This window comes from Pseudooceanicola marinus (assembly GCF_002786295.1).
GTDB lineage: Bacteria > Pseudomonadota > Alphaproteobacteria > Rhodobacterales > Rhodobacteraceae > Pseudooceanicola > Pseudooceanicola marinus.
Genome location: NZ_PGTC01000024.1, coordinates 205,432 through 227,817, shown reverse-complemented (window position 1 = coordinate 227,817; position 22,386 = coordinate 205,432). Strand labels below are relative to the sequence as shown.

Genomic DNA, 22,386 nt, shown 5'->3' with positions numbered 1-22,386 from the left:
ACTGCAGGGGGACCCGCCCTGAGCCGCCGGTTTTTCGGGCCAGGCGCCAGCATGGTGGGCCGGGGAGACCGGAGTGGAGTTTACAAGACCCGCTGGCTGGCCCCATGTCGGGAGCAGACCTGCGTGCCGATCACCAGCGACGCGGGCGAGGCGATCCGTCTGGCCAGCCGCGTGGTGGTCGTCGATCCGCGCCGCACGGCGACCTGCGACATTGCCGATCTGCATCTGGCGGTGACACCCGGCTGCGACCTGGCGCTGTTCAACGGGTTCCGGGCGCGGGCGAAGAACGGGCAGGGTCGGCGGGCCGAGATCGCGGATCTTCATTGCCCCGAAGATCGGGGGCGTTACCTTTGCGCCATGTTCGATTGCGATGAGGAAGAGATGCAGGTGCTCACCGATCCCGCGCGCGGCAGCGACCGCGCCGCCCGCCCGCGTCGAAGCGGCGGAGTGAGCGCGTGATGAGCCTGGCGCCCTATACCCGCATCCTGGCCCGTGGCCCGGGCCGGTCACGCTCCTACACGCAGGAGGAAGCGGCGGAGGTCTTGCGCCTGATGCTGGCCGAGGGGGCCGACCCGGAGGCCGTGGGCGCCATCCTCATGCTGCTGCGGATGAAGGGGGAAACCGCCGACGAGATCGCGGGTTTCGCCGAGGCTGCCCGCGAGGCTCTGCCACAGATCCCCCGCCCCGCGCTCGACTGGCCCAGCTATGCCGCCGGGCGCACCCGAGGGCTGCCGTTTTTCCTGCTGGCCGCCCGGCTGGTGGCGCAGGCGGGCCATCCGGTGCTGCTGCACGGCTGGAATTCCGAACACCACATGGCCGAGGCGGCCTCGGTTCGCAGCGCGCTGCCCCATGCGGGGATCCCGGTGGCGGGATCCGTGCCCGAGGCGGGCGCCCTGCTGGCCGACCACGGCATCGCTTACCTGCCGCTGGAGCAGTTTCAGCCTGGCCTGCTGGCGCTGATGCAATTGCGGGACAAGCTGGGCGTGCGCAGCTGCGTGAACACGGTCCTGCGGGTGCTGAACCCGGCGCGCGCGCCGGCCTCCGTCCAGGGGGTCTTCCACCCGCCCTACCGGGAGTTGCAGGCGGATGCGGGCCGCCTTTTGGGGCAGGACAACCTGACTGTCATCAAGGGCGGCGGGGGCGAGTTCGAACGCAACCCGGGCAAGGAGATCGCGCTATTCGGCCTGCGCGACGGCGCGCCGCTGGACCGGCTGGCGCCCGCGCGGCTGGCGGAGACGGGGAAGCTGAACCGGGGCTGGACCGACCCGGCGCTGCTGGCGCGGCTCTGGTCGGGGGACTGGGTGGATGATTTCGCCACCGAGATCGTGCTGGGCACCGCCGAGCTGGCGCTGGACACGCTGGGGGTGTCCGATCCGGGCGCCGAGGCGCAGCGCCTCTGGGCCGCCCGGGCGCAGGTCCCGGCCTGAGCGGTCAGCTGGCCGCGCGTACCTCGTCCACGATGCTGTTCAGAACGCGGTCCAGAAGTTGCATGTCCTCGGCTTCCCCCATGACGCGGATCAGGGGTTCGGTGCCCGACTTGCGGATCAGCAGGCGCCCGCCCTTGCCGAGGGCCTTCTCGCCCTGCGCGATGGCCTCCTGCACCGGGTCGGTGTCCAAGGGCGCCTTGCCATCGGCATAGCGCACGTTGATGAGCTTTTGCGGCACCGGCTGGAACACGTTGGACAGGTCACTGGCGGACCGGCCCGTTTCCACCATGGCCGACAGGAACTGCAGCGCGGCCAGCAGCCCGTCGCCGGTGGTCGAATGGTCGGTCATCACGATATGGCCGGACTGTTCGCCGCCCAGGTTGAAGCCGCCCTGCTGCATCCGCTCGACCACGTAGCGGTCACCGACGGCGGTGCGTTCCAGGCCGATGCCGTGGCCTTCCAGGTAGCGTTCCAGCCCGAGGTTCGACATCACCGTGGCCACCAGGCTGTCACCCGCCAGGATGCCGGCCTCTTTCCAGCGGGCGGCGATCAGGCCCATGATCTGGTCGCCATCGGCCACCCGGCCGGTCTCGTCGATCAGGATCACCCGGTCGGCGTCGCCATCCAGGCAGATGCCCAGATCGGCACGGGTTTCGCGCACGCGGCGCGCGGCCTGTTCGGGATGGGTGGAGCCGCAATCCTCGTTGATGTTGAACCCGTTGGGTTCGACGCCCATGGGGATGACCTCGGCGCCCAGCTCCCACAGGACGGCGGGCGCGGTGCGATAGGCGGCGCCATTGGCACAATCCAGCACGACGCGCAGCCCGTCCAGGCGGGTGCGGCGCGGCAGGGTGGCCTTGGCATATTCCACGTAGCGCCCGCGCGCGTCCTCGTACCGCTTGGCGCGACCGATGTTCTGCGGTTGCGCGGGGGGCACGCCCTCGGCCATCAGCCGCTCGATCGCATCCTCCGCCTCATCCGACAGCTTGAACCCGTCGGGGCCGAAGAACTTGATCCCGTTGTCCTCAGCCGGGTTGTGGCTGGCGGAGATCATCACCCCCACGTCGGCGCGCAGGCTTCGGGTCAGGTAGCCGATGGCAGGCGTCGGCACCGGGCCCAGCAGGAAGACGTTCATGCCGGTCGAGGTGAAGCCCGCGGTCAGCGCGTTTTCCAGCATGTAGCCCGACAGCCGCGTGTCCTTGCCGATCACCACCCGGTGGTCCTGCTTGTCGGTGCGGAAATACCGCCCCGCCGCCGCCGCCAGTTGCAGCGCCACGTCGGCCGTCATCGGCCACTTGTTCGCCTGTCCGCGCACCCCGTCGGTGCCGAAGAGCCTGCCTGCCATCTGCTGCCCCACTTCCGTTCTGTCCCGCGCCTGTCCCCGGCGCGCCTCGCGCACGGGCCGGGCCCGCCGCGTCTTGCATGTGTTGCAGCTATAGGCGCCGGGGCGGGGGCTGTCCAACCGCGCCGGGCCTGAAATTCCGCCGCTGCGCCCCCTTTCCCGGCGGTCATCCGCCGCTAGTTTTTCGTTTCGGTAACAAACCACCGGTCGCCCGGGATCTGCGTTGATCCCCCGTCCGGCCCTCGCTACCACTTTGAGGCGACCTCTCTCGTCTCATTTCAAACGGATGACTTGGCATGACCAAACCCCTTTCCACCGTCACCCCCAATACCTGGGAATTCCTGCGCGATCCGATGATCAAGCCGACCGGCTTCCGGGAATACGATGCCCGCTGGAAGTACCCCGAAGAGATCAACCTGCCCGGCATGACGGCCCTCGGCCTGGGCCTGGGCACGCAGATGATGAAGCGTGGCCTGCCGCCGGTGATCGCTGTCGGCAACGACTACCGTGACTACTCGCTGACCATCAAGAACGCCCTGATCCTGGGCCTCGTGCAGGCCGGGATCACGGTGAAGGACATCGGCCCCTGCATCACGCCCATGGCCTATTTCAGCAGCTTCCACCTGGGCGGCTGCGCCGTGGCGATGGTGACCGCCTCGCACAACCCGAACGGCTGGACCGGGGTGAAGATGGGCTTCGACATGCCCCTGACCCACGGTCCGGACGAGATGGGCGAGCTGAAGGACATCGTGCTGAACGGCAAGGGCGAGGCCCGCGAGGGCGGCAAGGTGGAGTTCGTCGACGGCGTCTGGGACGCCTACATGGACGACCTGCTGGGCGATTTCAAAATGTCCCGCAAACTGAAGGTGGTCTGCGCCACCGGCAACGGCACCGCCTGCGCCTATGCGCCCGAGCTGTTCCGCCGCATGGGTGTCGAGGTTGTTGAGAGCCACAACACGCTCGACTACACCTTCCCCAACTACAACCCGAACCCCGAAGCCATGGAAATGCTGCATGACATGGCCGACAGCGTGAAGGCCTCCGGCGCCGATTTCGCCCTGGGCTTCGACGGGGACGGCGACCGCTGCGGCGTGGTGGACGACGAGGGCGAGGAGATCTTTGCCGACAAGGTGGGCGTCATCATGGCCCGCGACCTGGTGAAGCTCTACCCCGGGTCGACCTTCGTGGCGGACGTGAAGTCCACTGGCCTCTTTGCCAGCGATCCCGAGCTGGTCGCGGGCGACGCCAAGGCGGATTACTGGAAGACCGGCCACAGCCACATGAAGCGCCGGGTGCACGAGCTGGGCGCGCTGGCGGGCTTCGAGAAGTCGGGCCACTACTTCCTGGCTGAACCCATCGGGCGCGGCTACGACGACGGCATGCGTGTGGCGGTCGAGATCTGCAAGCTGATGGATCGCAACCCGGACATGAAGATGTCGGATCTGCGCAAGGCCCTGCCGGTGACCTATTCCACGCCCACCATGTCGCCCTATGCGGCGGACGAGGAGAAATACGACATCCTCGACCGGATCGTGCAGAAGCTGGTGGCCAAGGCCGAGGCGGGCGACAGCTTCGCCGGCAAGGCGATCAGGGAAGTGGTGACGGTGAACGGCGCCCGGGTGATCCTCGAAAACGGCTCCTGGGGGCTGGTGCGCGCCTCGTCGAACACGCCGAACCTGGTGGTGGTCTGCGAAAGCTCCGACAGCGCGGAGGAGCTGCGCGCGATCTTCGAGGAGGTCGATGCGGTGATCCGCACCGAGCCGGGCGTGGGCGACTACGACCAGACCTTCTGAGGTTCGGGTGACCGGGGCATCTGCGGATCCCCGTCACGTTCATTGGCCCTGGACGGTGGGCCCTGGGGTTGGACTGATGGTCCGGCCCCTTTTCATTGCCGCCCTGGCGGGAGGCGGTGCAAGGTCTTGGCGATGTTCCCCCGATGCCACCCTTCAGCCGCCCGGATGATCGAGGGCCGCCGTGAATTGGCCCGCTGCCGGGGTTGATATCGATGCCACCAGGGCCAAGATTTCTGCGCCCTGCGCCCTGCGCCCTGCGCCCTGCGCCCTGCGCCCTGCGCCCTGCGCCCTGCGCCCTGCGCCCTGCGCCCTGCGCCCTGCGCCCTGCGCCCTGCGCCCTGCGCCCTGCGCCCTGCGCCCTGCGCCCTGCGCCCTGCGCCCTGCGCCCTGCGCCCTGCGCCCTGCGCCCTGCGCGCCTTGCGTTTCGCTTCGTGGGGCATGGCCATGACCCAAGATGAGGGGGGAGGGCGCATGGGCCAACCAGGATCGTCTTGTCGTCGCGGTGTGCTCTGCTGGGCGGTTGCACGACGCAGCCTTCCGGTCGACGGCAGTCGCAAGCGTCTCGGGCCAGCTTCGCCACTCTACGTCAGTGTGGTCTGACTATCGCACGATGAATTCCGCATGCAGGGCCCCGGCGGCCTTGATGCTTTTCAGGATGTCGATCATGTCCCGTGGCGCAACGCCGAGCGCGTTCAGTCCGGCAACCACTTCCGACAGCGAGGTGCCCTCGTCGATCTCCGCCAGGCCGATGCCCGGCTCCTCGATGATGTCGGCATTGGTGCGCGGCACGACCACGGTTTCCCCTTCGGCGAAGGGGTTTGGTTGAACCACCACCGGGTCCTCCTCGATCCGCAGGGTCAGATTGCCCTGGCTGACGGCGACACGGCTGATGCGGACGTCATCGCCCATGACGATCGTGCCCGATCGCTGGTCGACGACCACACGGGCCTTGCGCTCTGGTTCCACCAGGATGTTTTCCACCTGGCCCAGGGCATGGGCCGGAGAGGGCAGGCCGGTGGCGAGGATGTCGAGGCGGACCGTGCCCGAGTCCAGCATTCGCGCCGCGCCGGTGCCGAAGGCGCTGTTGATTGCCGTCTCGATCCTGGCGGCGGTGGTGAAATCGGGTTCGCGCAGGGCCAGGCGCAGGGACGACAGGGCGGAAAGCTCGAAATCGACCTCCCGCTCCACCCGGGCACCAGCGGGGATGACCCCGGCGGTGGGCACCCCTTGGACCACCTGCGCCGCCTCGCCCTCGGCGGCGGCACCGCCGGCGATGATCGTGCCCTGGGCGACCGCGTAGATCTGTCCGTCGGCTGCGTTCAGCGGCGTCATGATCAGCGTGCCGCCCAATAGAGAGGAGGCGTCGCCGATGGCCGAGACGGTCACGTCGATCTGTGACCCGGCGCGGGAGAAAGGGGGCAGTTCCGCGGTGGCGAAGACGGCGGCGACATTCTTCGGCCTGAACTGTTCTCCCGTGATGTTCACCCCCAACCGTTCCAGGATGTTCGACATGATCTCTTCGGTGAAGGGGGCGTTGCGGATCCCATCACCGGTGCCGTTCAGCCCGACGACCAGCCCGTAGCCGACAAGGTCGTTGCCACGCACCCCATCGAATTCGACCAGATCCTTGATGCGGATCGGGCCGGCGGCGAGGGGGGCGGCCAGCAGGGCGAGGCAAAGGGTCAGGGCGGCGCAGAGGCGGATCATCGCAGGTAATCCGTCAGCGACAGGCGCGAGAGCTTCACCGTCAGAGCATAGAGCGCCTCCAGCTGAAACTGAACGTCCTCCAGCTGTGTCGCCGTTTCATAGGGATCGACCGCCAGCAGTTCGGACTGGGCAATCAGGTAGCCGGCGCGTTCCGACACGACCCGGGCCGAGGCCTCCTCGGCCCGGGTCTGGGCATAGCCGAGATCGGCGCGCAGTTGCACGATGCCCTCCTGCTGGAACGAGAGACCCTCGCCCGCGGCCTTCATCATCTCGACCTGCAGGGCGCTGTCGAACCCCAGGCCTGGATCCGAGGCCAGCGCGGCCATGGCGGTGTGTTTCATCAGCTCTCGCAGGCCTGGGTCGTCGGCGCGCAGGTCCAGGTCGACGGTTTCGCCCTCTCCCAGCAGGAAGGGGCGCAGTGAGGTGGTGCTGCCCTGGTAGGCCACCGTTTCGAAATCGCCGCCGGGGCCGAACCAGGTGTCCAGCACGCCCTGGACGCCTGCCAGGTCGGTCTGACCGGCCAGCGCCGTGCGCAGCTCGTCCAGGATCTGCTCGGAGGAGATCAGCGGTGAGGTGTCGCTGTCGATGCCGGAGAAGATGGCGCGCCCCGCCACGGTGGTGTTCAGCGCGTTGACCATGCTTTCCATGTCTTCCGAGGCGCGGGTCGAGGCGCCGATCACGGCCTCGTCCAGGAAGGAGCCGGCCGCGGTCAGGGCGGCGGAACCGAGGTCCGTGGCCAGGGTCTGGTAGCGGTCCAGCACCTCTTGCATTGTGCCGGTGAAGAGGATCGCCTCGCTGGCGGCAGAGTCGTATCCCTCGATCAGGGTGAGGTTGCGTTCGACGTCCGCCAGGTAGGAATAGCTGCCGGAGAGATGGCGGGCGACATCGGCGGTGCGCCCCGAGGCCAGTTCCTGGCTGAGCTGGTTCATCCGGCTTTTCAGGTCGGTGTTCTGCTGGCGCAGCATGAAGCTCTGCGCGAGGTCGCCTATGGTGATGGGGCTTGGCATGGCTCAGATACTCATCAGTCGGTCGAGGAGGTCCTCGATGGTTTGCACCAGGCGGGCATTGGCGCCGTAGGTCTGTTCAATCAGAAGCAGGCGCTGCATTTCCTCATCGGTGTCGACGCCGTCGGAGAGCAGTCGCGCCTTCAGCTCCGCCTCGCGGGTGGTGGCGAAGCTGAGGCTCTGTTCGGCGAGATGGCGTTCCGTGCCGGCCATGGAGATCAGCGAGGAGGCCAGATCCGGGGCCGACAGGCCGGAGGTGGCGAAGGGGCCGGAGGCGGGGGGGCGTTTCACCGCCAGGGCGGAGAGCATGTCCTGCAGCAGGGCGGCATCAGAGACCGGTCCCTGGGCGCCCGCATTGATCCCGTCGCGCAGCCGCCAGGTTTCGCCACCCTGTGCCGGGTCCACGGCAGCGTTGATCTGCAGCCGGCCGGCAAGGCCCACCTCGTCGGCGGGCAGGAAGGCCCCGCCGCCATCGGTGAACAGACCTGCGTCGCCGGGCAGCAGCGTCGGGTCCAGCGCCGGGTCCTGGAAGCGTTCGACCAGGTCGCGGGCGGCGGAATCGATTCGGGCCTGGGCCCCTTCCGCCAGACTGTCACGGGCGCGGAACAGGGCGGCCAGCCGCCCGCCCAGGATCGGGCTACGGTCGTCCTCGGTGTCGATGGCGACACCGTTGATCGTCAGCCCCGACAGCAGGCCGGCGCCTTGGGTCATGTTGGCGGTGATCATGTTGGTGCGGGTGAAGCCGAACTCCACCGCGGAGGAGCCGTCGAGCAGGATCGCCCCGCCGGCGGAATAGAGCGCGACGGTGTCATTGGCGCGCGCGACCTCGATGACGGGGATGTACTCCGACAGTTCGTCGATGACCGCCTGGCGATGATCGATCAGGGAATTCGGGTCGCCGCCGGTCATCCGGGCCTTGTTGATGCCGGTGTTCAGATCGGCGACCTGGTCGAGCAGGGTATTCATCCGGGTGACGGAGCTGTCGATTTCCGCGTCTGCCTCCATCCGAATGTCCTGGATGCCGTCGCTGATGCGGCGGAAGGCGTCCACCACGTCCTGGGCGGCGTAGAGCGTGGTCGTCAGCCGTTCCGACAGGTCCGGGCGCGAGGCCGAGGCGATCAGCGCGCTTTCGAAGTTGGTCAGCCGACCGGAAAGGGAGGCCCCATCCTCCGGCGTGCCCAGAAGATCCTCGACACGGGAGTAGAACTGGCTGATCGTGTCGCTTTGCTGCAGGGCGGAATTGGCCTCCCGCCGGTCGGCCACCAGCCCGTGATCGACGTGGCGCACCACGCCGTCCACTTGGACCCCGCCGTAGGACCCGGTGGAGCGGGCAGAGGTTTCCAGCGTGCGGCGGGCGTAGCCCTCGGTCATCGCATTCGAGATGTTCGAGGCGGTGACGGAGGAGTTGCGCGCGGTCGCGGTCAGGCCGGACAGGGCGTTGGACAGGGCGCCGGAGAGGGACATGAATCAGACCTTCCTGTTTGTGGGCCTTCCTGTTCGCGAGCCGCCGCCAGGGTGGCGACTCGGGGTCAAGCCGCTGTTATCGCTTGATGTTTGTGGTTTCCTGCAGCATCTCGTCGACGGTCTGGAAGACCTTGGCGTTGGAGGAATAGGCGCGTTGGGTGCGGATCATGTCGGTCAGCTCTCCCGCGACATCGGTGCCCGATTCCTCGCGGGCGTAGGCGACGATGTCACCGGTCGGACCGTCACCGGCATCCCAGAGGTAGAAGCCGCCGCTGTCCGGGGTGGGCTTGTAGGTCTGGTAGTCCAGCGACTTCATCCCGTTGACGTTGGTCACATCAGCCAGCGGCACCTGGTAGAGCACCAGCGCCTCACCGCTTTCGAAGAAAGCACGCACGTAGCCGTTCGCGTCCACCTCCACTCCGGTCATGTTGGACACGGCGGAGCCGTCCTTGTTGATGCCCGTGGGCGCGAAATCATCACCCAGCTGGCTGAGGCCGCCGCCCTCGCCGTAGAGACCAAGATCGATCTCGATCGGACCGCTGGCGACGTTGATGACAACGGTACCGGTGCCGGGGTCATAGGCGGTACCGACGCCGGTCAGCGTGGCATCGGCCAGGGTGCCGCCGGCGGTGCGGCTGTCGTTGAAGGTCAGGTCATATTCGCCGACCACCGCCGCAGTGGCGCTGTCGGTGATCTCCATCGACCAGATGTTGCCGGCGCCGGGCCCGCTGACATCGGGGGTGAAGACCACCGTCAGCGTCTCGGGCTTGCCCAGGTTGTCGTAGTATTCAATCGTCACCTCAAGCGGGTCACCGCTGGCGGTATCCTCGGTCTCGGTCGCGGGCAGGTTCACCCCCATGTCGATGGAGGTGGTCGGGTTGCCGGCATAGGTCGACGGGTCGATCTGCACCGGCACCAGGGCGCTGGAGGTCTCCCGCGGGACATTGGGGAAGCTGCCGTCGCCATTGGCGGGCCAGCCCAGCAGGATCAGCCCGGTCTCCGTCTTCAGGAAGCCGTCGGCATCCATGCGGAAGGACCCGGTCGAGGTCAGCAGCATCTCGTCGAAGGTCCCGGTGGCGGCAATCTCGGTCGACAGGGCCACGGGCAGCATGCCGCGTTCGCGCACGGCCAGATCGGTGGGGTTGTCGGTGGGCACGATGGACCGCCGCTGGTCCACCAGCCGCATGGTCGAGGCGCGCACGCCACCCGCGGTATAGCCGCCGCCGGAATCGCCCAGCACCAGCGAGCTGAAGTCCGTCTGGACCCGCTTGTACCCGAAGGTGGAAGAGTTGGCGATATTGTCGGCAATGGCCGCGAGACGGGTGGCATTCGTCTGCAGACCCGCGACGCCCGCGTTGAGGGACGAGGAAATTGTCATGAATACGCCTTTCTGCTGCATCGACCTTTTGTCGTGCCTCAGGGCTAAGGGCGCGGCCTTAACAGCGGGCTAACAACTGGGCAGACCCCTAAAATACGCCACACTTCCGTCGGGACATCAGGACGCCTGTTGCGCGGCCCGGCGGGTGTCGCGCGGCGCCTCGCCATAGTGGGCGCGGTAGCTGTCGGAGAAGACGGGAGGCGTGGAAAACCCCGTGATCGCAGCCACTTCACCCATCGGCAGGCGCGAGTTTCGCAACAGCTCCCGGGCCGTGGTCAGGCGCATTTCGCGGTAGGCGCGGATCACCGAACGGCCGAGGGCGGCGTCGAACTGGCGTTGCAGCTGCCGGGGCGACAGGCCGACCAGGGCGGCGATCTGGCCCAGGTCCAGCGGATCCGCCTGGTGGGTCTCCATCAGCTCCAGCGCCTCCATTACAGGCCGGGGCAGGGCGCCGTAGCGGGCGCTGATCCCGGCCTGCTGCGGCGCGTCCGCCGGGCGGATCTGGGTCTGGATGAACCAGTCGGCGATGCGCCGCGCAAAGGCGGTACCGTGATCACGCGCCAGGATCGCCTGCATCATGTCCAGCGGCGCGGTGCCCCCCGCGCAGCTGTAGCGATCCCGGTCGATGACGAAGAGGCGCCGTTCCAGCAGGAAATCGGGTGACAGGGCGTGGAGTTCCTCCAGGTGGTGCCAGTGTACGGTGAAGCGGCGCGCGGCCATCAGCCCGGCCTGCGCCAGGATCGCCGCCCCGCCGGAGATGCCCCCCAGGGGCACCCCCGCGGCATCCAGCCGGCGCAACCAGGCCAGGAGGGTCGGATCGTTCAGAGCCAGTGGATCGCCCCCCGCCACCACGAAGACCAGGTCGAAGGGACCGCGCGCCCGCGCAAGCGCCGTGGTTTCGATGGTGAAGGGCAGCGACGAGGCCACCGGCCCGCCCTGCCGCGACAGGGGCACGATGTCGTACAGGGGCCCGTCCGAGAACAGGTTCGCCGCCCTGAGCGGTTCCATCGCGGCGGCGGTACTCATCATAGCGTAGCCGTCGACCAGGACGAAGCCGATGCGCTTGGGCGGCATGTATGACCCTTTTCCGAAATATAATGACTGTTTTCCGCAATACACTGCGCGGCCCGCGCGGCTAGATCAAGGGCGCAGCAGCAAGGAGCAGCAGATGGGATTCTCCGGGTTCCGCGTCATCAAGGAAGCGCTGACCGGCCACAGGGGCTGGGGGCCGCTGTGGCGCGATCCGGCGCCGCGGGCGCAATACGACATCGTCATCGTGGGCGGCGGCGGTCATGGCCTGGCGACGGCCTATTTCCTGGCGAAACTCTATGGCCGGCATCGCGTGGCGGTGCTGGAAAAGGGCTGGCTGGGCGGTGGCAACATCGGGCGCAACACCACGATCATCCGGTCGAACTACCTGCTGCCCGGCAACCAGCCCTTCTACGAGCTGTCGATGCAGCACTGGGAACGGCAGGAGCAGGACCTGAACTTCAACTCGATGGTCAGCCAGCGCGGCATCATCAACCTGATCCACAGCGATGCGCAGCGCGACAGCTTCCGGCGGCGGGGCAATTCCATGATGCTGACCGGCGCGGGCGCGCGGCTGCTGGACCGCGACGCGCTGCGCCAGATGGTGCCCTTCCTGAACTACGATAACGCGCGTTTTCCCATCAAGGGCGGGCTGATGCAGACCCGCGCGGGCACGGCGCGGCACGATGGCGTCGCCTGGGGCTATGCCCGGGCGGCTGACCGGATGGGCGTCGACATCATCCAGAACTGCGAGGTCACGGGCTTTCGCATCGAAGGTGGTCAGGTGCGGGGTGTCGAGACCTCGCGCGGCTACATCGGTGCGGGCAAGGTCGGCGTCGCGGTGGCGGGCAGCTCGGGGCGGGTGATGGCCATGGCCGGGCTGCGTCTGCCGATCGAAAGCCACGTGTTGCAGGCCTTCGTCACCGAGGGGCTGAAGCCGGTGATCCCCGGGGTCATCACCTTCGGCGCCGGGCATTTCTACATCAGCCAGTCCGACAAGGGCGGGCTGGTCTTCGGCGGTGATATCGACGGCTACAATTCCTACGCGCAGCGCGGCAACCTGCCGGTGGTCGAGGATGTGGCCGAGGGCGGCATGGCCCTGATGCCGATGATCGGCCGCGCCCGGCTGCTGCGAAGCTGGGGCGGGCTGATGGACATGTCCATGGACGGCTCGCCGATCATCGACCGGACGCCGGTCGAGGGCCTCTATTTCAACGGCGGCTGGTGCTACGGCGGCTTCAAGGCCACGCCCGCTTCGGGCCATGTCTTCGCGCATCTGCTGGCCACCGACACGCCCCACGACACCGCCACCGCCTTCCGCCTGGACCGTTTCGCGCGCGGTCACCTGATCGACGAACGCGGCGCTGGCGCGCAACCCAACCTGCACTGAGGTCCCGATGCTGATCCCCCATCCCCTTCTGGGCCTGCGAGACGCGCAGGAGTTCACCTATCTCGGCGATGCCGCCCTTCTGAACCGCCCCGACCCGGCGGCGGGCGAAGCGGCCTTCGCCGATTACGTCTACCTGCGCGACAACCCGGCGAGTGTGCACCGCGAGCTGTGGTTCCACGAACAGGGCGACCGCTCCTGGCTGGTGGTCACCCGCAACACCCTGACCCATGAGATCCTGGGCGCCGAGCTGGCCCGCGACGTGAAGCTGGGAGGGACCGCATGAGCCGCCTGGACCTCTCGCAAAGCCGCGACGCGCTGATCGACCGTAACCGCCCGCTGTCCTTCACCTTCGACGGGCGGCCCTACCAGGGTTTCGCCGGTGACACGCTCGCCTCCGCCCTGATGGCCAATGGCGTGCAGCTGGTCGGGCGCAGCTTCAAGTACCACCGCCCGCGCGGCATCTTCTCTGCCGGGTCCGAAGAGCCGAACGCGCTGGTCACCCTGCGCAGCGGGGCGCGTGCCGAACCCAACACCCGCGCCACCATGGTGGAGCTGTTCGACGGGCTGGAGGCCGGCAGTCAGAACCACGTCGGGGGCTTGAAACACGACCTGATGGCGGTGAACGACCTGGCGGCGCCCTTCCTCTCGGCGGGGTTCTACTACAAGACCTTCATGTGGCCGCGCGCCTTCTGGGAAAAGCTGTACGAACCTGCGATCCGCCGCGCCGCCGGTCTGGGCAAGCTGTCGATGCAGGCTGATCCCGACAGCTATGACCGGGGCTACCTGCACCCCGACCTGCTGGTGATCGGCGCGGGCGCGGCCGGGCTGATGGCCGCGCTGACCGCAGCGCGGGCCGGGGCCGAGGTGGTTCTGGCCGACGAGGACGCGCGCATGGGCGGGCGCCTGCTGGCCGAAGGCGGGCTTCTGGATGGCGCGCCCGCGACCCAATGGGTGGCCCAGGTGCTGGACGAGCTGGCCGCGCTGCCCAACGTCCGGCTGATGCCGCGCACCACGGTCTTCGGCGTCTACGATCACGGCATCTACGGCGCGGTCGAACGGGTGTCGGACCACCTGCCCACACCCGGGACCCGCGTGCGTCAGACCCTGTGGCGGATCACCGCGAAGCGCGCGATCATGGCGACCGGCGCGACGGAACGGCATATCCCCTTTGCCGACAACGACCGCCCCGGGGTGCTGTTGTCTGGTTCCTTACGCGCCTATGCCAACCGCTGGGGGGTGACCCCGCAGGCGCGGGCCACGGATCCGGTGCTGATCTTCACCAACAACGATGACGGCCATCGCACCGCCCAGTCCCTGCTGGCCCGCGGCGTGCCCCTGGCGGGCGTGGTCGACAGCCGCAGCGGCGCGCGCAGCCTGGGCGAGTACACCACCCACGCCGGCGCCATGGTGACCGGCACCAAGGGGCGCCACGGGCTGCGACGGGTGCAGATCCGCACCGCCGATGGTCGCGACAGCTGGATCCCCTGCGGGGTGCTGGGCGTCGCGGGCGGCTGGAACCCTAATGTGCAACTGGCCTCGCACCACCGCGGGCGTCCGGTCTGGGATCGCGAACGGCTGACCTTCCTGCCCGGCCCCGACGGCCCCGCCGGTCTGATCCCGGCCGGGGCCGCCTGTGGCCACGGCAGCACCATCGCCGCCCTGGCGGACGGGCGCCGCGCCGCGCAGACCGCGCTGGCGCAGCTGGATCGCACGGCCACCGCCCCCGCCTTGCCGCAGGCGGAGGAGGAACCTTCGGCCATTGCCGCGCTCTGGCATGTGCCGGGCAAGCGCCGCGCCTGGGTCGATCTGCAGAACGACGTGACGGTCAAGGACATCAAGCTGTCGCACCAGGAGAACATGCGCTCGGTCGAGCACATGAAGCGCTGGACCACGCTGGGCATGGCGACCGACCAGGGCAAGACCTCCAACGTGACGGCCCTGGCGGTGATGGCGGAGCTGACGGGCAATGGCATCGCCCGTACGGGCACCACCGTCTTCCGCCCGCCCTATACCCCTGTGGCCCTGTCGGTGCTGGGCGGCGGCGACACCGGCGCCAACTTCCGCCCCCGCCGCCTGACGCCGACGCACCACTGGGCCGAGGCCAACGGCGCCACCTTCGTCGAGGTCGGTCAATGGATGCGCGCCCAATGGTACGCGCAGTCCGGCGAAACCCACTGGCGGCAAAGCGTGGACCGGGAGGCGCGGGCCGTGCGCTCCGCCGTGGGCCTGTGCGACGTGACCACCCTGGGCAAGATCGACGTGCAGGGGCCGGATGCGGCCACCTTCCTCGACCGGATCTATGCCAACACGATCAGCACTCTGAAACCGGGGCGCGTCCGCTATGGGCTGATGCTGCGCGAGGATGGCTTCGTTTACGACGACGGCACCTGCGCCTGCCTGGGCGACGGGCATTACGTTGTGACGACGACCACCGGCAACGCCGGCCTGGTCTTCCAGAGGATGGAGTTCGCGCGCCAGTGCCTCTGGCCCGAGCTGGATGTGACCCTGATTTCCACCACCGACGCCTGGGCGCAGATCGCCGTGGCGGGGCCGAAATCGCGCGCCCTGCTGGAGCGGGTGGTAGACGGGGTCGACCTGTCGAACGACGCCTTCCCCTTCATGGCCTGTGCCGCGCTGACGGTCTGCGGCGGGTTGCCCGCGCGGCTCTTCCGGATCTCCTTCTCGGGGGAGCTGGCCTATGAGCTGGCGGTGCCGGCCCGCTATGGTCATGCCCTGATGGAGCGGCTGATGGAACGCGGCGCCGATCTGGGCGTGACCCCCTACGGGACCGAGGCGCTGGCGGTGCTGCGGATCGAGAAGGGCCATGCGGCGGGGGCCGAGCTGAACGGCCAGACCACGGCGGCGATGCTGGGGCTGGGGCGGATGGTCTCGGCCAAGAAGGACGCGATCGGCGCGGTGATGTCGCGGCGCGAGGGGCTGGCGGGCGACAGCCGCCGCCTGGTCGGCCTGCAGCCCGTGGACCCGGCCGGGAAACTGCCCGCGGGCGCCCATCTCTTTGCCGAGGGCGTGGCGCAGGGGCTGGCGACGGACGAGGGCTGGATCACCTCCGCCTGCTACTCGCCCCACGTGGAGAGCTACATCGCGCTCGGCTTCCTCGATCGGGGCGATCAGCGCCTGGGCGAGGTGATCCGCTGTGCCAACCCGCTGGAAGGACAGGACATTCCCGCCCGTGTCGTCCCGGCTCATTTCGTCGATCCCGAAGGAGGGCGACTGCGTGACTGACCTGATCCCCATGGGGCCCCTGGGCACCCCCGACCCCGCCCGCGCCACCCATGGCGCCCTGACCCTGACCGAGAACACGGCCCTGATGCTGATCGCCGTGGCTACGCGCCCGGGCACGCCGGCGCCGCATCCTCTGGGCTTGCACCTGCCGGGGCCGGGGCTGTGGTCGCAGGGGCAGGGGGCGGCGGCCTTCTGGACCGGGCCGGGCCAGTGGATGATCGAGACCGATGTGCCCGACCATGCCGAACGGCTGCGCGATGCAATCCGCAGTGCGCCGGGTGCCCGGCTGACCGAGCAGTCCGATGGCTGGATCTGTGTCGAGGTCACCTCGGACGCGGGCGCCGCCCCGATTCGCGCCCTGCTGGAGCGGTTGGTGAATCTGTCGCCCGATCAGGTCGCCCCGGGCCATGCCACCCGGACGCTGCTGCATCACCTGGGCTGCATCGTCATCCGCCGCGGCGAGGATCATCTGGCGGTGCTGGCCCCGCGCTCGGCCGCGGGCAGCCTCTGGCACCTGCTGAGCGAAACGGCGTCGCGCCAGGTTCCCGTCGCGACAGTCTGATCCGCTCTGGACAGACGCGGCCCTAGGCGGTTCTGTCTAGGCTGTGTCTTCAGGGAAGTCAGATCATGCATGACAGTGACCGCCAGCCGGGCATCTTCGACGGCCATAACGACCTGATCCTGCGGCTGATCACCGGCAAGGTGACGGCTGCGCAGGTGCGCGACGGGCTGGACAGCGGCCATATCGACCTGCCGCGCGCCCGGGCCGGTGGCCTGGCGGGCGGGTTCTTTGCCATCTTCGTGCCCAGCCCGCCGGAGTATGGCATGTCGATGGAGGACCTGGCGAAACCCAGCTACGACATACCGCTGCCGCCGCCGCTGAAGCACCCTTATGCCGCCGAGATGACCGATCAGGGCTTCGCCGCCGCCCGCGCGCTGGAGGCTGCCGGGGTCATTCGCATCTGCACGGATGTCGACACGCTGGAAACTGCACTGGACGGGCCCGAGATGGCCGCCGTGCTGCATATCGAGGGGGCCGAGGCGATCGGGCCGGAGATTGCCGAGCTGGAGGGCTTTCACGCCCTGGGCCTGCGGTCCCTCGGGCCGGTCTGGTCGCGGCCGACGATTTTCGCCGAAGGCGTCCCCTTCCGCTATCCGTCCGATCCCGACATCGGCGGCGGGCTGACCGAGGCCGGGCGGCGCCTGGTGGCCGAATGCAACCGCCTGGGGATCCTGATCGACCTGTCGCATCTGAACGCGGCTGGCGTGAGGGACGTGGCCGCAATCAGCGACGCGCCCCTGGTGGCCACCCATTCCAACGCCGCCGCCGTCTGTCCGCATGCGCGCAACCTGACGGACGAGCAGCTGCGGATGATCGCCGACAGCGACGGCATGGTGGGGATCAACCTGGCCACCGGGTTCTTGCGGCCCGACGGGCAGATGACGGCGGACACTGCGCTGGACATGCTGCTGCGCCACCTCGACCACCTGATCGGCATCCTGGGCGAGGATCGTGTCGGCTTCGGCTCTGATTTCGACGGGGCGATCGTGCCGCAGGCCATCGGCGACTGCGCCGGCCTGCCGGCCCTGCGCGCGGCGATGCGGGACCATGGGATCGACTCGGCGCTGATGGAGAAGCTCTGTCACCGCAACTGGATGGCGGTCCTGCGGCGCACCTGGAAGGACTGAGGGGGATATTCCCGGCAAGGAGACGATGGCCGCCCCCGCTCTTGGCGGCGCCGGACACTGGCTCCGAAAGGGGGCCGATGGCGGGTGCCGCTCAGAGCCGACACCGCGCCGCGCCCTGCTTGCCTGCACGTGAAGGGCATGGCGTGAAGACCATTCGGGGCCGTCGCCGTTCTGCCGACTGATGAAGGGATCGCGCTGGATGGGTCAGCCGGGTGGCCCAGGGCGTCCCCGGTCGGGGCAGAGCGGGACGGGGGTGCCCCGGGCAGGTGTCCGCAGGTTAGCCGCGCTCCTCTCCGCTTGCGGCGCGACGGGGCTGCTGGCCGCGCGCGACCCATCGGTGCAGGGCGGCGACGGCGGCGGTGTCGTCGCGTGCCTCCAGGCAGCGCCGCAGCTCTGCCAGGGCCGCAGCCACCTCGATCTGCGACAGGTGACCCTCGCGGGCGCGCAGGATGCGCGGATGTGGCGTGGGGTGGAGCTGATGCCCGATCAGCAGATCCTCGGTCAGCTTCTCTCCGGGGCGCAGGCCGGTGAAGCGCACCTCGATCTCCTCCGCGCCCGCGCCCGGCGATTCTGTCCCGGGGACCGCGAGCGGATCTGGCGCAGCTACCTCCGGGGGCAGGCGCGGCACATGACCGGCGCCGCGGATCATGCGGCAGGCGAGGTCCAGGATCCGTTGCGGCGCGCCCATGTCCAGTACGAAGAGATCGCCGCCGCGCGCCCAGGCCCCGGCCAGCAGGGTCAGCCGCACCGCCTCGGTGCAGGTCATGAAGTAGCGGGTCATGCGGGGATCGGTCACCGTCACCGGCCCGCCAGCCGCGATCTGCGCGGCGAAGCGGGGCACGACGGACCCCGAGGAGCCCAGCACGTTGCCGAAGCGCACCATGGCGAAGCAGGTGGCGCCGCTGCGCTCTGCCAGGTCCTGCACCACCTCTTCGGCCAACCGTTTGCTGGCGCCCATCACCGAGGCCGGGCGCACGGCCTTGTCGGTCGAGATCAGCAGCACCCGGCCCACGCCCGCCCGCTGCGCCGCCTCGGCCAGCGCCTGGGTGCCCAGGACGTTGGTGCGGATTCCCGCCAGCGGATGCGCCTCGACCAGGGGGACGTGTTTCAGGGCGGCGGCGTGAAAGAGGGTGTCGATACGCTCTGACGTCAGCAGCGCCTCGACCGCGGCGCCATCGCAGACCGATCCCAGGACGGGGCGGATCAGGCCCTGACCCGCTGCCTCCAGCTCCGTTGCGATGTTGTAGAGGGCCAGTTCCCCGTGATCGAGCAGCACCAGCCGCGCGGGACCGCAGCGCAGCAGCTGTCGGGCCAGTTCCGATCCGATCGAGCCGCCGGCGCCGGTCACCAGGATGCGCCGCCCGGCATAGCTGTCGCGCACCTCCGGCAGGTGCCGGTCCAGGCGGGCGCGTCCGAGCAGGTCCGGCGGGTCCGGCGGCCCGGCTGCGCCGCCCCAGAGGTGGGCCGCGAAGCCGGGCAGGGTCTGCACCTCGCAGGGCAGGCCGGCCAGTCGACCCCTCGCCTGGGCCCAGGTGGTGCGGGGCAGAGCCAGGATGATCCGGGCAGGGCCGTGCCGGGCCAACAGATCCGCCGCGCGGGCCGGGGCATGGACCGGCAGCCCGGCCAGCCGCTGTCCCTGCTTGCGCGGGTCATCGTCGAGAAAGCCGAGGCAGCGGTGGTGGTGATCGCCCGCCAAGGCGGCCGCCAGTTGCTGTCCGGCCCGCCCGGCGCCCCAGATCAGCAGGCTGTCCGGCGCGCGCGCGGTCCCGTGGGCCATCAGGGCAAGGCGCAGCAGGATCAGCCGACCGATGATCGTCAGGGTAACGAAGAGGGAGGCCAGTCCCAAGGTCGGGCCGAAGGGCGCGACCACCGCTGTGGTGCTACGGGTCGCGGGTGTCAGTCCCTGCCACAGGGCGACCAATCCGGCCAGTGCGGCCGCCAGCGCCAGGCTGCGGGGCAGGCCTTGCAGCGGGTAGGCCTGCAGTTTCCCGCGGTGGAGGCCGAGCACGACGCTGCCCGTGCCCGCCAGTACCGGAAGCGCCAGCAGCAGCGCCGGGTCGCCCGCCCCGGGCCAGGCAAGAAGGCAGGCAGCCCAGGCGAGAGCCGCGGCGGCACCGTCCAGCGCCAGCAGGATCACTGCCTTGGCGCGCGGGCCCAGACCGGTCAGGTGGCGGGCCAGCCGGCACCAGGGGCCGGGGCGCGCCGTCATCGCCGCCTCTGCCGTCTGCGGCGGGGCCAGAGGGTGCGGGTCAGGATCCAGAGGTCGAGGCTGAGGTTACGGTGGCGCGCATACCACAGGTCCAGCCGCGCCTTGGCGGGCAGGCAGCTTGCCAGGTAGACCCGTTCGGTTTCGGCGGCGTTGCGACAGGGGCGCAGCAGCGCCGCCTCTCGGGCGTGCCAGCGCAGCGTCGCAAGCCCGGTCAGCCCGGGGCGGCTTCGCAGGACGCGGGCAAAGAGCGCGGGCCGGGCGGCGACATGGCTGCGCAGGGGCGGGCGGGGGCCGATCAGGGTGATGTCGCCGCGCAGCAGGTTCCACAGCTGGGGCAGCTCATCCAGCCGCCATCGGCGCAGGTGGCGGCCAAGCGGCGTGATCCGTCCGGCCTTGTCGCCGCCGGTGACACCATGGTCAGCGGGGTCGGGGGACATGGTGCGGAATTTCCACAGGATGAAGGGCCGACCGGGCGCGTACATCCGTTCCGCCGGGTAGAGGACAGGTGCGCCGTCGCGCAACCGGATCAGCAGGGCCAGGGCCAGCAGAAGGGGCCAGAGGCAGAACGCCGCCAGCAGGGTCACCGATATGTCCAGCGCCCGTCGTCCCGGCGGCAGCGGCGCGGGCCGGGCCGGAGAGGCCTGCGTTTCGCCACGGGGGCGGGCGCGGGAGAGTAGGGAGGCCTTCGTCCGAGGCGGGCTATGCACGCCGGGGATCATGCGCCGGCCTCCGCTCTGTGCCATTGGGCCAGCAGGGCGCCAGGGTCGGCGCTGCCGTGCAACGGGCCGCCCGCAAGTGCGGAGAGGCGCGTCGTGTTTAGCGCCAGCACCGGCAGCGCGGCCGCCGGGGCGGGGCGCCAGAGCACCTCGCGCCCGGCGGCGCGGGCCAACGCCTCCATAGCGACGGGGGCCGGACCGGCGAGGTTCAGATGCGTTGGCATCGCGCCGCCGGGCAGGCGCAACAGGGCGCCCAGGGCGCGGGCCAGATCCTCGATACCGAGGTAGGCGCGACGGGGGCCGCCGGCGGTGCCGCCGGACCCGCCGAAACGGTCCAGCGTGATCGGTCCGGGACGCACCAGGGCGCGCGACAGGCTGTCGGCTCCGGCGATGTTGCCCAGACGCAGGATCAGGCTGCGCGGGCCTGTGTCGCCTGGGGTGTGGCCCGTCGTGGCGCGGCGGGCGTGCCAGGCCGCCACGACGCGTTCCATCTCCGCCTTGGCGGTGCCGTAGGGGCCAAGCGGTGCCAGCGGTGCCTCTTCCTGCGCGGGGGCGCCCGTCAGCCCGGCATGTACGGCTCCGCTGGAGGCATGCAGGACTCGGTCGGCGCCGATCCGTTGCGCCAGATGCAGCGCCGCGCGCGCCAGGGTGGCGTTCTGCGCCAGCGCCGTCGCAGGCCCCTCGGTCACGCCCCAGAGCGCCAGGATCGCGCGCGCGCGCAACCCCTCCGGCAGGGCCGCGCCCGGCTGCCATTTCATGATATCCGCCCCTGTTGGCCCGCGGCGGCACTGCCACATGAGGCGCGGCGTCCGGCCCGGGGGCGCCAGCTCTGCGCGCAGCGCATCGGAGCGGGCCAGCGCGCCGCGCAGCAGTCGGCCCACGCGCCCCGAGCCTCCCAGAACCAGCAGATCGACTGTCACCCTCGTCCTCCGTCCGATGCGCGCCCATCCTTGGCGAAGCAGGGTTAAGGATCGGTTCCCGCAGCCCCGACGCCCGCGGTCATCCGGAGCAAATGGGGACAATTGAAGGTGTTAAGGCCGCAGCAAGGGCTGGGGGGTAGCCTGATCCCGGGTGAGAACAGAGGTGGTAAGGATGAGTGGGCCGAGCAACGCCCAGCCGATCATCATCAAGAAGGTGAAGAAGGGCGGCGGTGACGGACATCACGGCGGCGCCTGGAAAGTGGCCTATGCCGATTTCGTCACGGCCATGATGGCCTTCTTCCTGCTGATGTGGCTGTTGAACGCGACGACGGAAAAGCAACGCAAGGGGATCGCGGATTACTTCAGCCCGACGATTCCGTTGAACCGGGTCTCCGGCGGGGGCGACGGCGCCTTCGGCGGCGAAAGCACCTTTTCCGAGATGGCCCTGCCGCAGGTCGGCACTGGCGCCACGTCGCTGAACCCCACGCCGGAGGACAAGGCCTCGGGCCGGGAAGCCGAAGAAGAGGCGGAGAGCGAACAGCAGCGCCAGCTGGAGGAGATTGAGAAGATCCTGCGCGGCCAGAGCGGCGAAAGCGACGTGCACCCCGAAATGCTGCGCCATATCGTGACGCGCGTCACCGACGAGGGGCTGGTGATCGAGCTCTTCGAGACCGAGGACGTGCCGCTCTTCGAGGGAGAAACCGCGGAACCGACGGCCCTGCTGGAGGAGATGGCGGCGATGCTGGTGCGGGTGACCTCGCTGGTGACCAATGAAATGGCGATGGAGGGGCATGTGCACGCCCGTCCCGTGGTCCTGAACGAGAACCCGGTGTGGGAGCTCTCGACCCTGCGTGCGCAGGAGATGCGCAAGCTGATGCTGCAGCAGGGCCTGTCGGGCAACCGCGTGTCGCGGGTCACCGGCCATGCGGATCGCGAGTTGGCCGACCGCAACCCGATGGCCGCCCGCAATGACCGGCTGGAGATCATCCTGTTGCGCGACGACGGCTGACGGGGCCGGGGCGGCCCCGGGCTGGATCGTGCACAGGTCCTGCCCTGTCTGGGGGCAACCACGGAA

Annotated in this window: 18 protein-coding genes; 9 read left to right on the top strand and 9 right to left on the bottom strand. The window is 69.5% G+C overall.

The window, feature by feature from the left end; genetic code table 11:
- Positions 1 to 123: 123 nt before the first annotated feature.
- Together CVM50_RS18830 and CVM50_RS18825 are read left to right on the top strand one after the other, a co-directional pair.
- Entirely contained in the window at positions 124 to 459 is a 336-nt protein-coding gene (locus CVM50_RS18830; RefSeq protein WP_085888906.1) for a hypothetical protein, read from the top strand.
- Positions 459 to 1,427 carry a glycosyl transferase family protein gene (locus CVM50_RS18825; protein WP_085888905.1) on the top strand — a complete coding sequence of 323 codons (969 nt, stop codon included), beginning with the start codon at positions 459 to 461 and terminating at the stop codon, positions 1,425 to 1,427. The genes CVM50_RS18830 and CVM50_RS18825 overlap by 1 nt, the downstream gene beginning before the upstream one ends.
- Positions 1,428 to 1,431: 4 nt before the next feature.
- Here the strand turns inward: CVM50_RS18825 and glmM are convergent, their stop codons facing one another.
- Positions 1,432 to 2,772 carry a phosphoglucosamine mutase gene (glmM, locus tag CVM50_RS18820; protein WP_085888904.1) on the bottom strand — a complete coding sequence of 447 codons (1,341 nt, stop codon included), beginning with the start codon at positions 2,770 to 2,772 and terminating at the stop codon, positions 1,432 to 1,434.
- Positions 2,773 to 3,065: 293 nt separating this feature from the next.
- On the opposite strand from glmM, the gene CVM50_RS18815 reads away from it, so the two are divergent.
- Entirely contained in the window at positions 3,066 to 4,562 is a 1,497-nt protein-coding gene (locus tag CVM50_RS18815) for a phosphomannomutase/phosphoglucomutase (protein ID WP_085888903.1), read from the top strand.
- 600 nt (positions 4,563 to 5,162) lie between these two features.
- Here the strand turns inward: CVM50_RS18815 and CVM50_RS18810 are convergent.
- From CVM50_RS18810 to CVM50_RS18790, 5 genes are all read right to left on the bottom strand, one after another.
- Complete coding sequence (locus CVM50_RS18810) at positions 5,163 to 6,269, bottom strand: flagellar basal body P-ring protein FlgI (RefSeq protein WP_085888902.1); 1,107 nt, start codon at positions 6,267 to 6,269, stop codon at positions 5,163 to 5,165.
- Entirely contained in the window at positions 6,266 to 7,276 is a 1,011-nt protein-coding gene (locus CVM50_RS18805) for a flagellin (RefSeq protein WP_085888901.1), read from the bottom strand. Before CVM50_RS18805 ends, CVM50_RS18810 begins: the two co-directional genes overlap by 4 nt.
- 3 nt (positions 7,277 to 7,279) lie before the next feature.
- Positions 7,280 to 8,737 (bottom strand): flagellar hook-associated protein FlgK, encoded by a 1,458-nt coding sequence (gene flgK, locus CVM50_RS18800; protein ID WP_085888900.1) that lies wholly within the window; start codon positions 8,735 to 8,737, stop codon positions 7,280 to 7,282.
- A gap of 76 nt (positions 8,738 to 8,813) precedes the next feature.
- Positions 8,814 to 10,115 (bottom strand): flagellar hook protein FlgE, encoded by a 1,302-nt coding sequence (locus tag CVM50_RS18795; protein ID WP_085888899.1) that lies wholly within the window; start codon positions 10,113 to 10,115, stop codon positions 8,814 to 8,816.
- A gap of 117 nt (positions 10,116 to 10,232) precedes the next feature.
- Positions 10,233 to 11,189 (bottom strand): GlxA family transcriptional regulator, encoded by a 957-nt coding sequence (locus CVM50_RS18790; RefSeq protein ID WP_085888898.1) that lies wholly within the window; start codon positions 11,187 to 11,189, stop codon positions 10,233 to 10,235.
- 94 nt (positions 11,190 to 11,283) lie between these two features.
- On the opposite strand from CVM50_RS18790, the gene CVM50_RS18785 reads away from it, so the two are divergent.
- The 5 genes from CVM50_RS18785 to CVM50_RS18765 all read left to right on the top strand — a co-directional run bounded on the left by CVM50_RS18785 (position 11,284) and on the right by CVM50_RS18765 (position 17,466).
- Positions 11,284 to 12,534 carry a sarcosine oxidase subunit beta family protein gene (locus CVM50_RS18785; RefSeq protein ID WP_085888897.1) on the top strand — a complete coding sequence of 417 codons (1,251 nt, stop codon included), beginning with the start codon at positions 11,284 to 11,286 and terminating at the stop codon, positions 12,532 to 12,534.
- Between the two features lie 7 nt (positions 12,535 to 12,541).
- Complete coding sequence (locus CVM50_RS18780) at positions 12,542 to 12,817, top strand: sarcosine oxidase subunit delta (protein WP_085888896.1); 276 nt, start codon at positions 12,542 to 12,544, stop codon at positions 12,815 to 12,817.
- Complete coding sequence (locus CVM50_RS18775) at positions 12,814 to 15,777, top strand: sarcosine oxidase subunit alpha family protein (RefSeq protein WP_085888895.1); 2,964 nt, start codon at positions 12,814 to 12,816, stop codon at positions 15,775 to 15,777. Before CVM50_RS18780 ends, CVM50_RS18775 begins: the two co-directional genes overlap by 4 nt.
- Positions 15,770 to 16,339 (top strand): sarcosine oxidase subunit gamma, encoded by a 570-nt coding sequence (locus CVM50_RS18770; protein WP_085888894.1) that lies wholly within the window; start codon positions 15,770 to 15,772, stop codon positions 16,337 to 16,339. The genes CVM50_RS18775 and CVM50_RS18770 overlap by 8 nt, the downstream gene beginning before the upstream one ends.
- A gap of 65 nt (positions 16,340 to 16,404) precedes the next feature.
- Positions 16,405 to 17,466, top strand: a complete 1,062-nt coding sequence (locus CVM50_RS18765) for a dipeptidase (protein ID WP_085888893.1) — start codon at positions 16,405 to 16,407, stop codon at positions 17,464 to 17,466.
- 277 nt (positions 17,467 to 17,743) lie between these two features.
- Here the strand turns inward: CVM50_RS18765 and CVM50_RS18760 are convergent, their stop codons facing one another.
- From CVM50_RS18760 to CVM50_RS18750, 3 genes are read right to left on the bottom strand one after another with little or no spacing between them, the layout of a single operon-like run.
- A complete protein-coding gene (locus CVM50_RS18760) occupies positions 17,744 to 19,675 on the bottom strand; it encodes a polysaccharide biosynthesis protein (RefSeq protein ID WP_085888892.1) in 1,932 nt (643 codons plus the stop codon).
- The gene (locus CVM50_RS18755; protein WP_085888891.1) at positions 19,672 to 20,394 is read right to left on the bottom strand and encodes a sugar transferase; all 723 of its coding nucleotides are present in this window, start codon (positions 20,392 to 20,394) and stop codon (positions 19,672 to 19,674) included. The genes CVM50_RS18760 and CVM50_RS18755 overlap by 4 nt, the downstream gene beginning before the upstream one ends.
- Positions 20,391 to 21,311: an NAD-dependent epimerase/dehydratase family protein gene (locus tag CVM50_RS18750; RefSeq protein WP_085888890.1), complete on the bottom strand. Its 921-nt coding sequence runs from the start codon at positions 21,309 to 21,311 to the stop codon at positions 20,391 to 20,393. Before CVM50_RS18750 ends, CVM50_RS18755 begins: the two co-directional genes overlap by 4 nt.
- A 172-nt stretch (positions 21,312 to 21,483) precedes the next feature.
- On the opposite strand from CVM50_RS18750, the gene CVM50_RS18745 reads away from it, so the two are divergent.
- Positions 21,484 to 22,320: a flagellar motor protein MotB gene (locus CVM50_RS18745; protein ID WP_085888889.1), complete on the top strand. Its 837-nt coding sequence runs from the start codon at positions 21,484 to 21,486 to the stop codon at positions 22,318 to 22,320.
- Positions 22,321 to 22,386: the final 66 nt, after the last annotated feature.

Coding starts and splice junctions, on each gene's coding strand:
- CVM50_RS18810 (WP_085888902.1), bottom strand. CDS start 6,269: ATGATCCGCCTCTGCGCCGCCCTGACCCTTTGCCTCGCCCTGCTGGCC.
- CVM50_RS18755 (WP_085888891.1), bottom strand. CDS start 20,394: ATGATCCCCGGCGTGCATAGCCCGCCTCGGACGAAGGCCTCCCTACTC.
- CVM50_RS18815 (WP_085888903.1), top strand. CDS start 3,066: ATGACCAAACCCCTTTCCACCGTCACCCCCAATACCTGGGAATTCCTG.
- CVM50_RS18775 (WP_085888895.1), top strand. CDS start 12,814: ATGAGCCGCCTGGACCTCTCGCAAAGCCGCGACGCGCTGATCGACCGT.
- CVM50_RS18780 (WP_085888896.1), top strand. CDS start 12,542: ATGCTGATCCCCCATCCCCTTCTGGGCCTGCGAGACGCGCAGGAGTTC.
- CVM50_RS18785 (WP_085888897.1), top strand. CDS start 11,284: ATGGGATTCTCCGGGTTCCGCGTCATCAAGGAAGCGCTGACCGGCCAC.
- CVM50_RS18795 (WP_085888899.1), bottom strand. CDS start 10,115: ATGACAATTTCCTCGTCCCTCAACGCGGGCGTCGCGGGTCTGCAGACG.
- CVM50_RS18805 (WP_085888901.1), bottom strand. CDS start 7,276: ATGCCAAGCCCCATCACCATAGGCGACCTCGCGCAGAGCTTCATGCTG.
- glmM (WP_085888904.1), bottom strand. CDS start 2,772: ATGGCAGGCAGGCTCTTCGGCACCGACGGGGTGCGCGGACAGGCGAAC.
- CVM50_RS18825 (WP_085888905.1), top strand. CDS start 459: ATGAGCCTGGCGCCCTATACCCGCATCCTGGCCCGTGGCCCGGGCCGG.
- CVM50_RS18790 (WP_085888898.1), bottom strand. CDS start 11,189: ATGCCGCCCAAGCGCATCGGCTTCGTCCTGGTCGACGGCTACGCTATG.
- CVM50_RS18765 (WP_085888893.1), top strand. CDS start 16,405: ATGCATGACAGTGACCGCCAGCCGGGCATCTTCGACGGCCATAACGAC.
- CVM50_RS18745 (WP_085888889.1), top strand. CDS start 21,484: ATGAGTGGGCCGAGCAACGCCCAGCCGATCATCATCAAGAAGGTGAAG.
- CVM50_RS18760 (WP_085888892.1), bottom strand. CDS start 19,675: ATGACGGCGCGCCCCGGCCCCTGGTGCCGGCTGGCCCGCCACCTGACC.
- flgK (WP_085888900.1), bottom strand. CDS start 8,737: ATGTCCCTCTCCGGCGCCCTGTCCAACGCCCTGTCCGGCCTGACCGCG.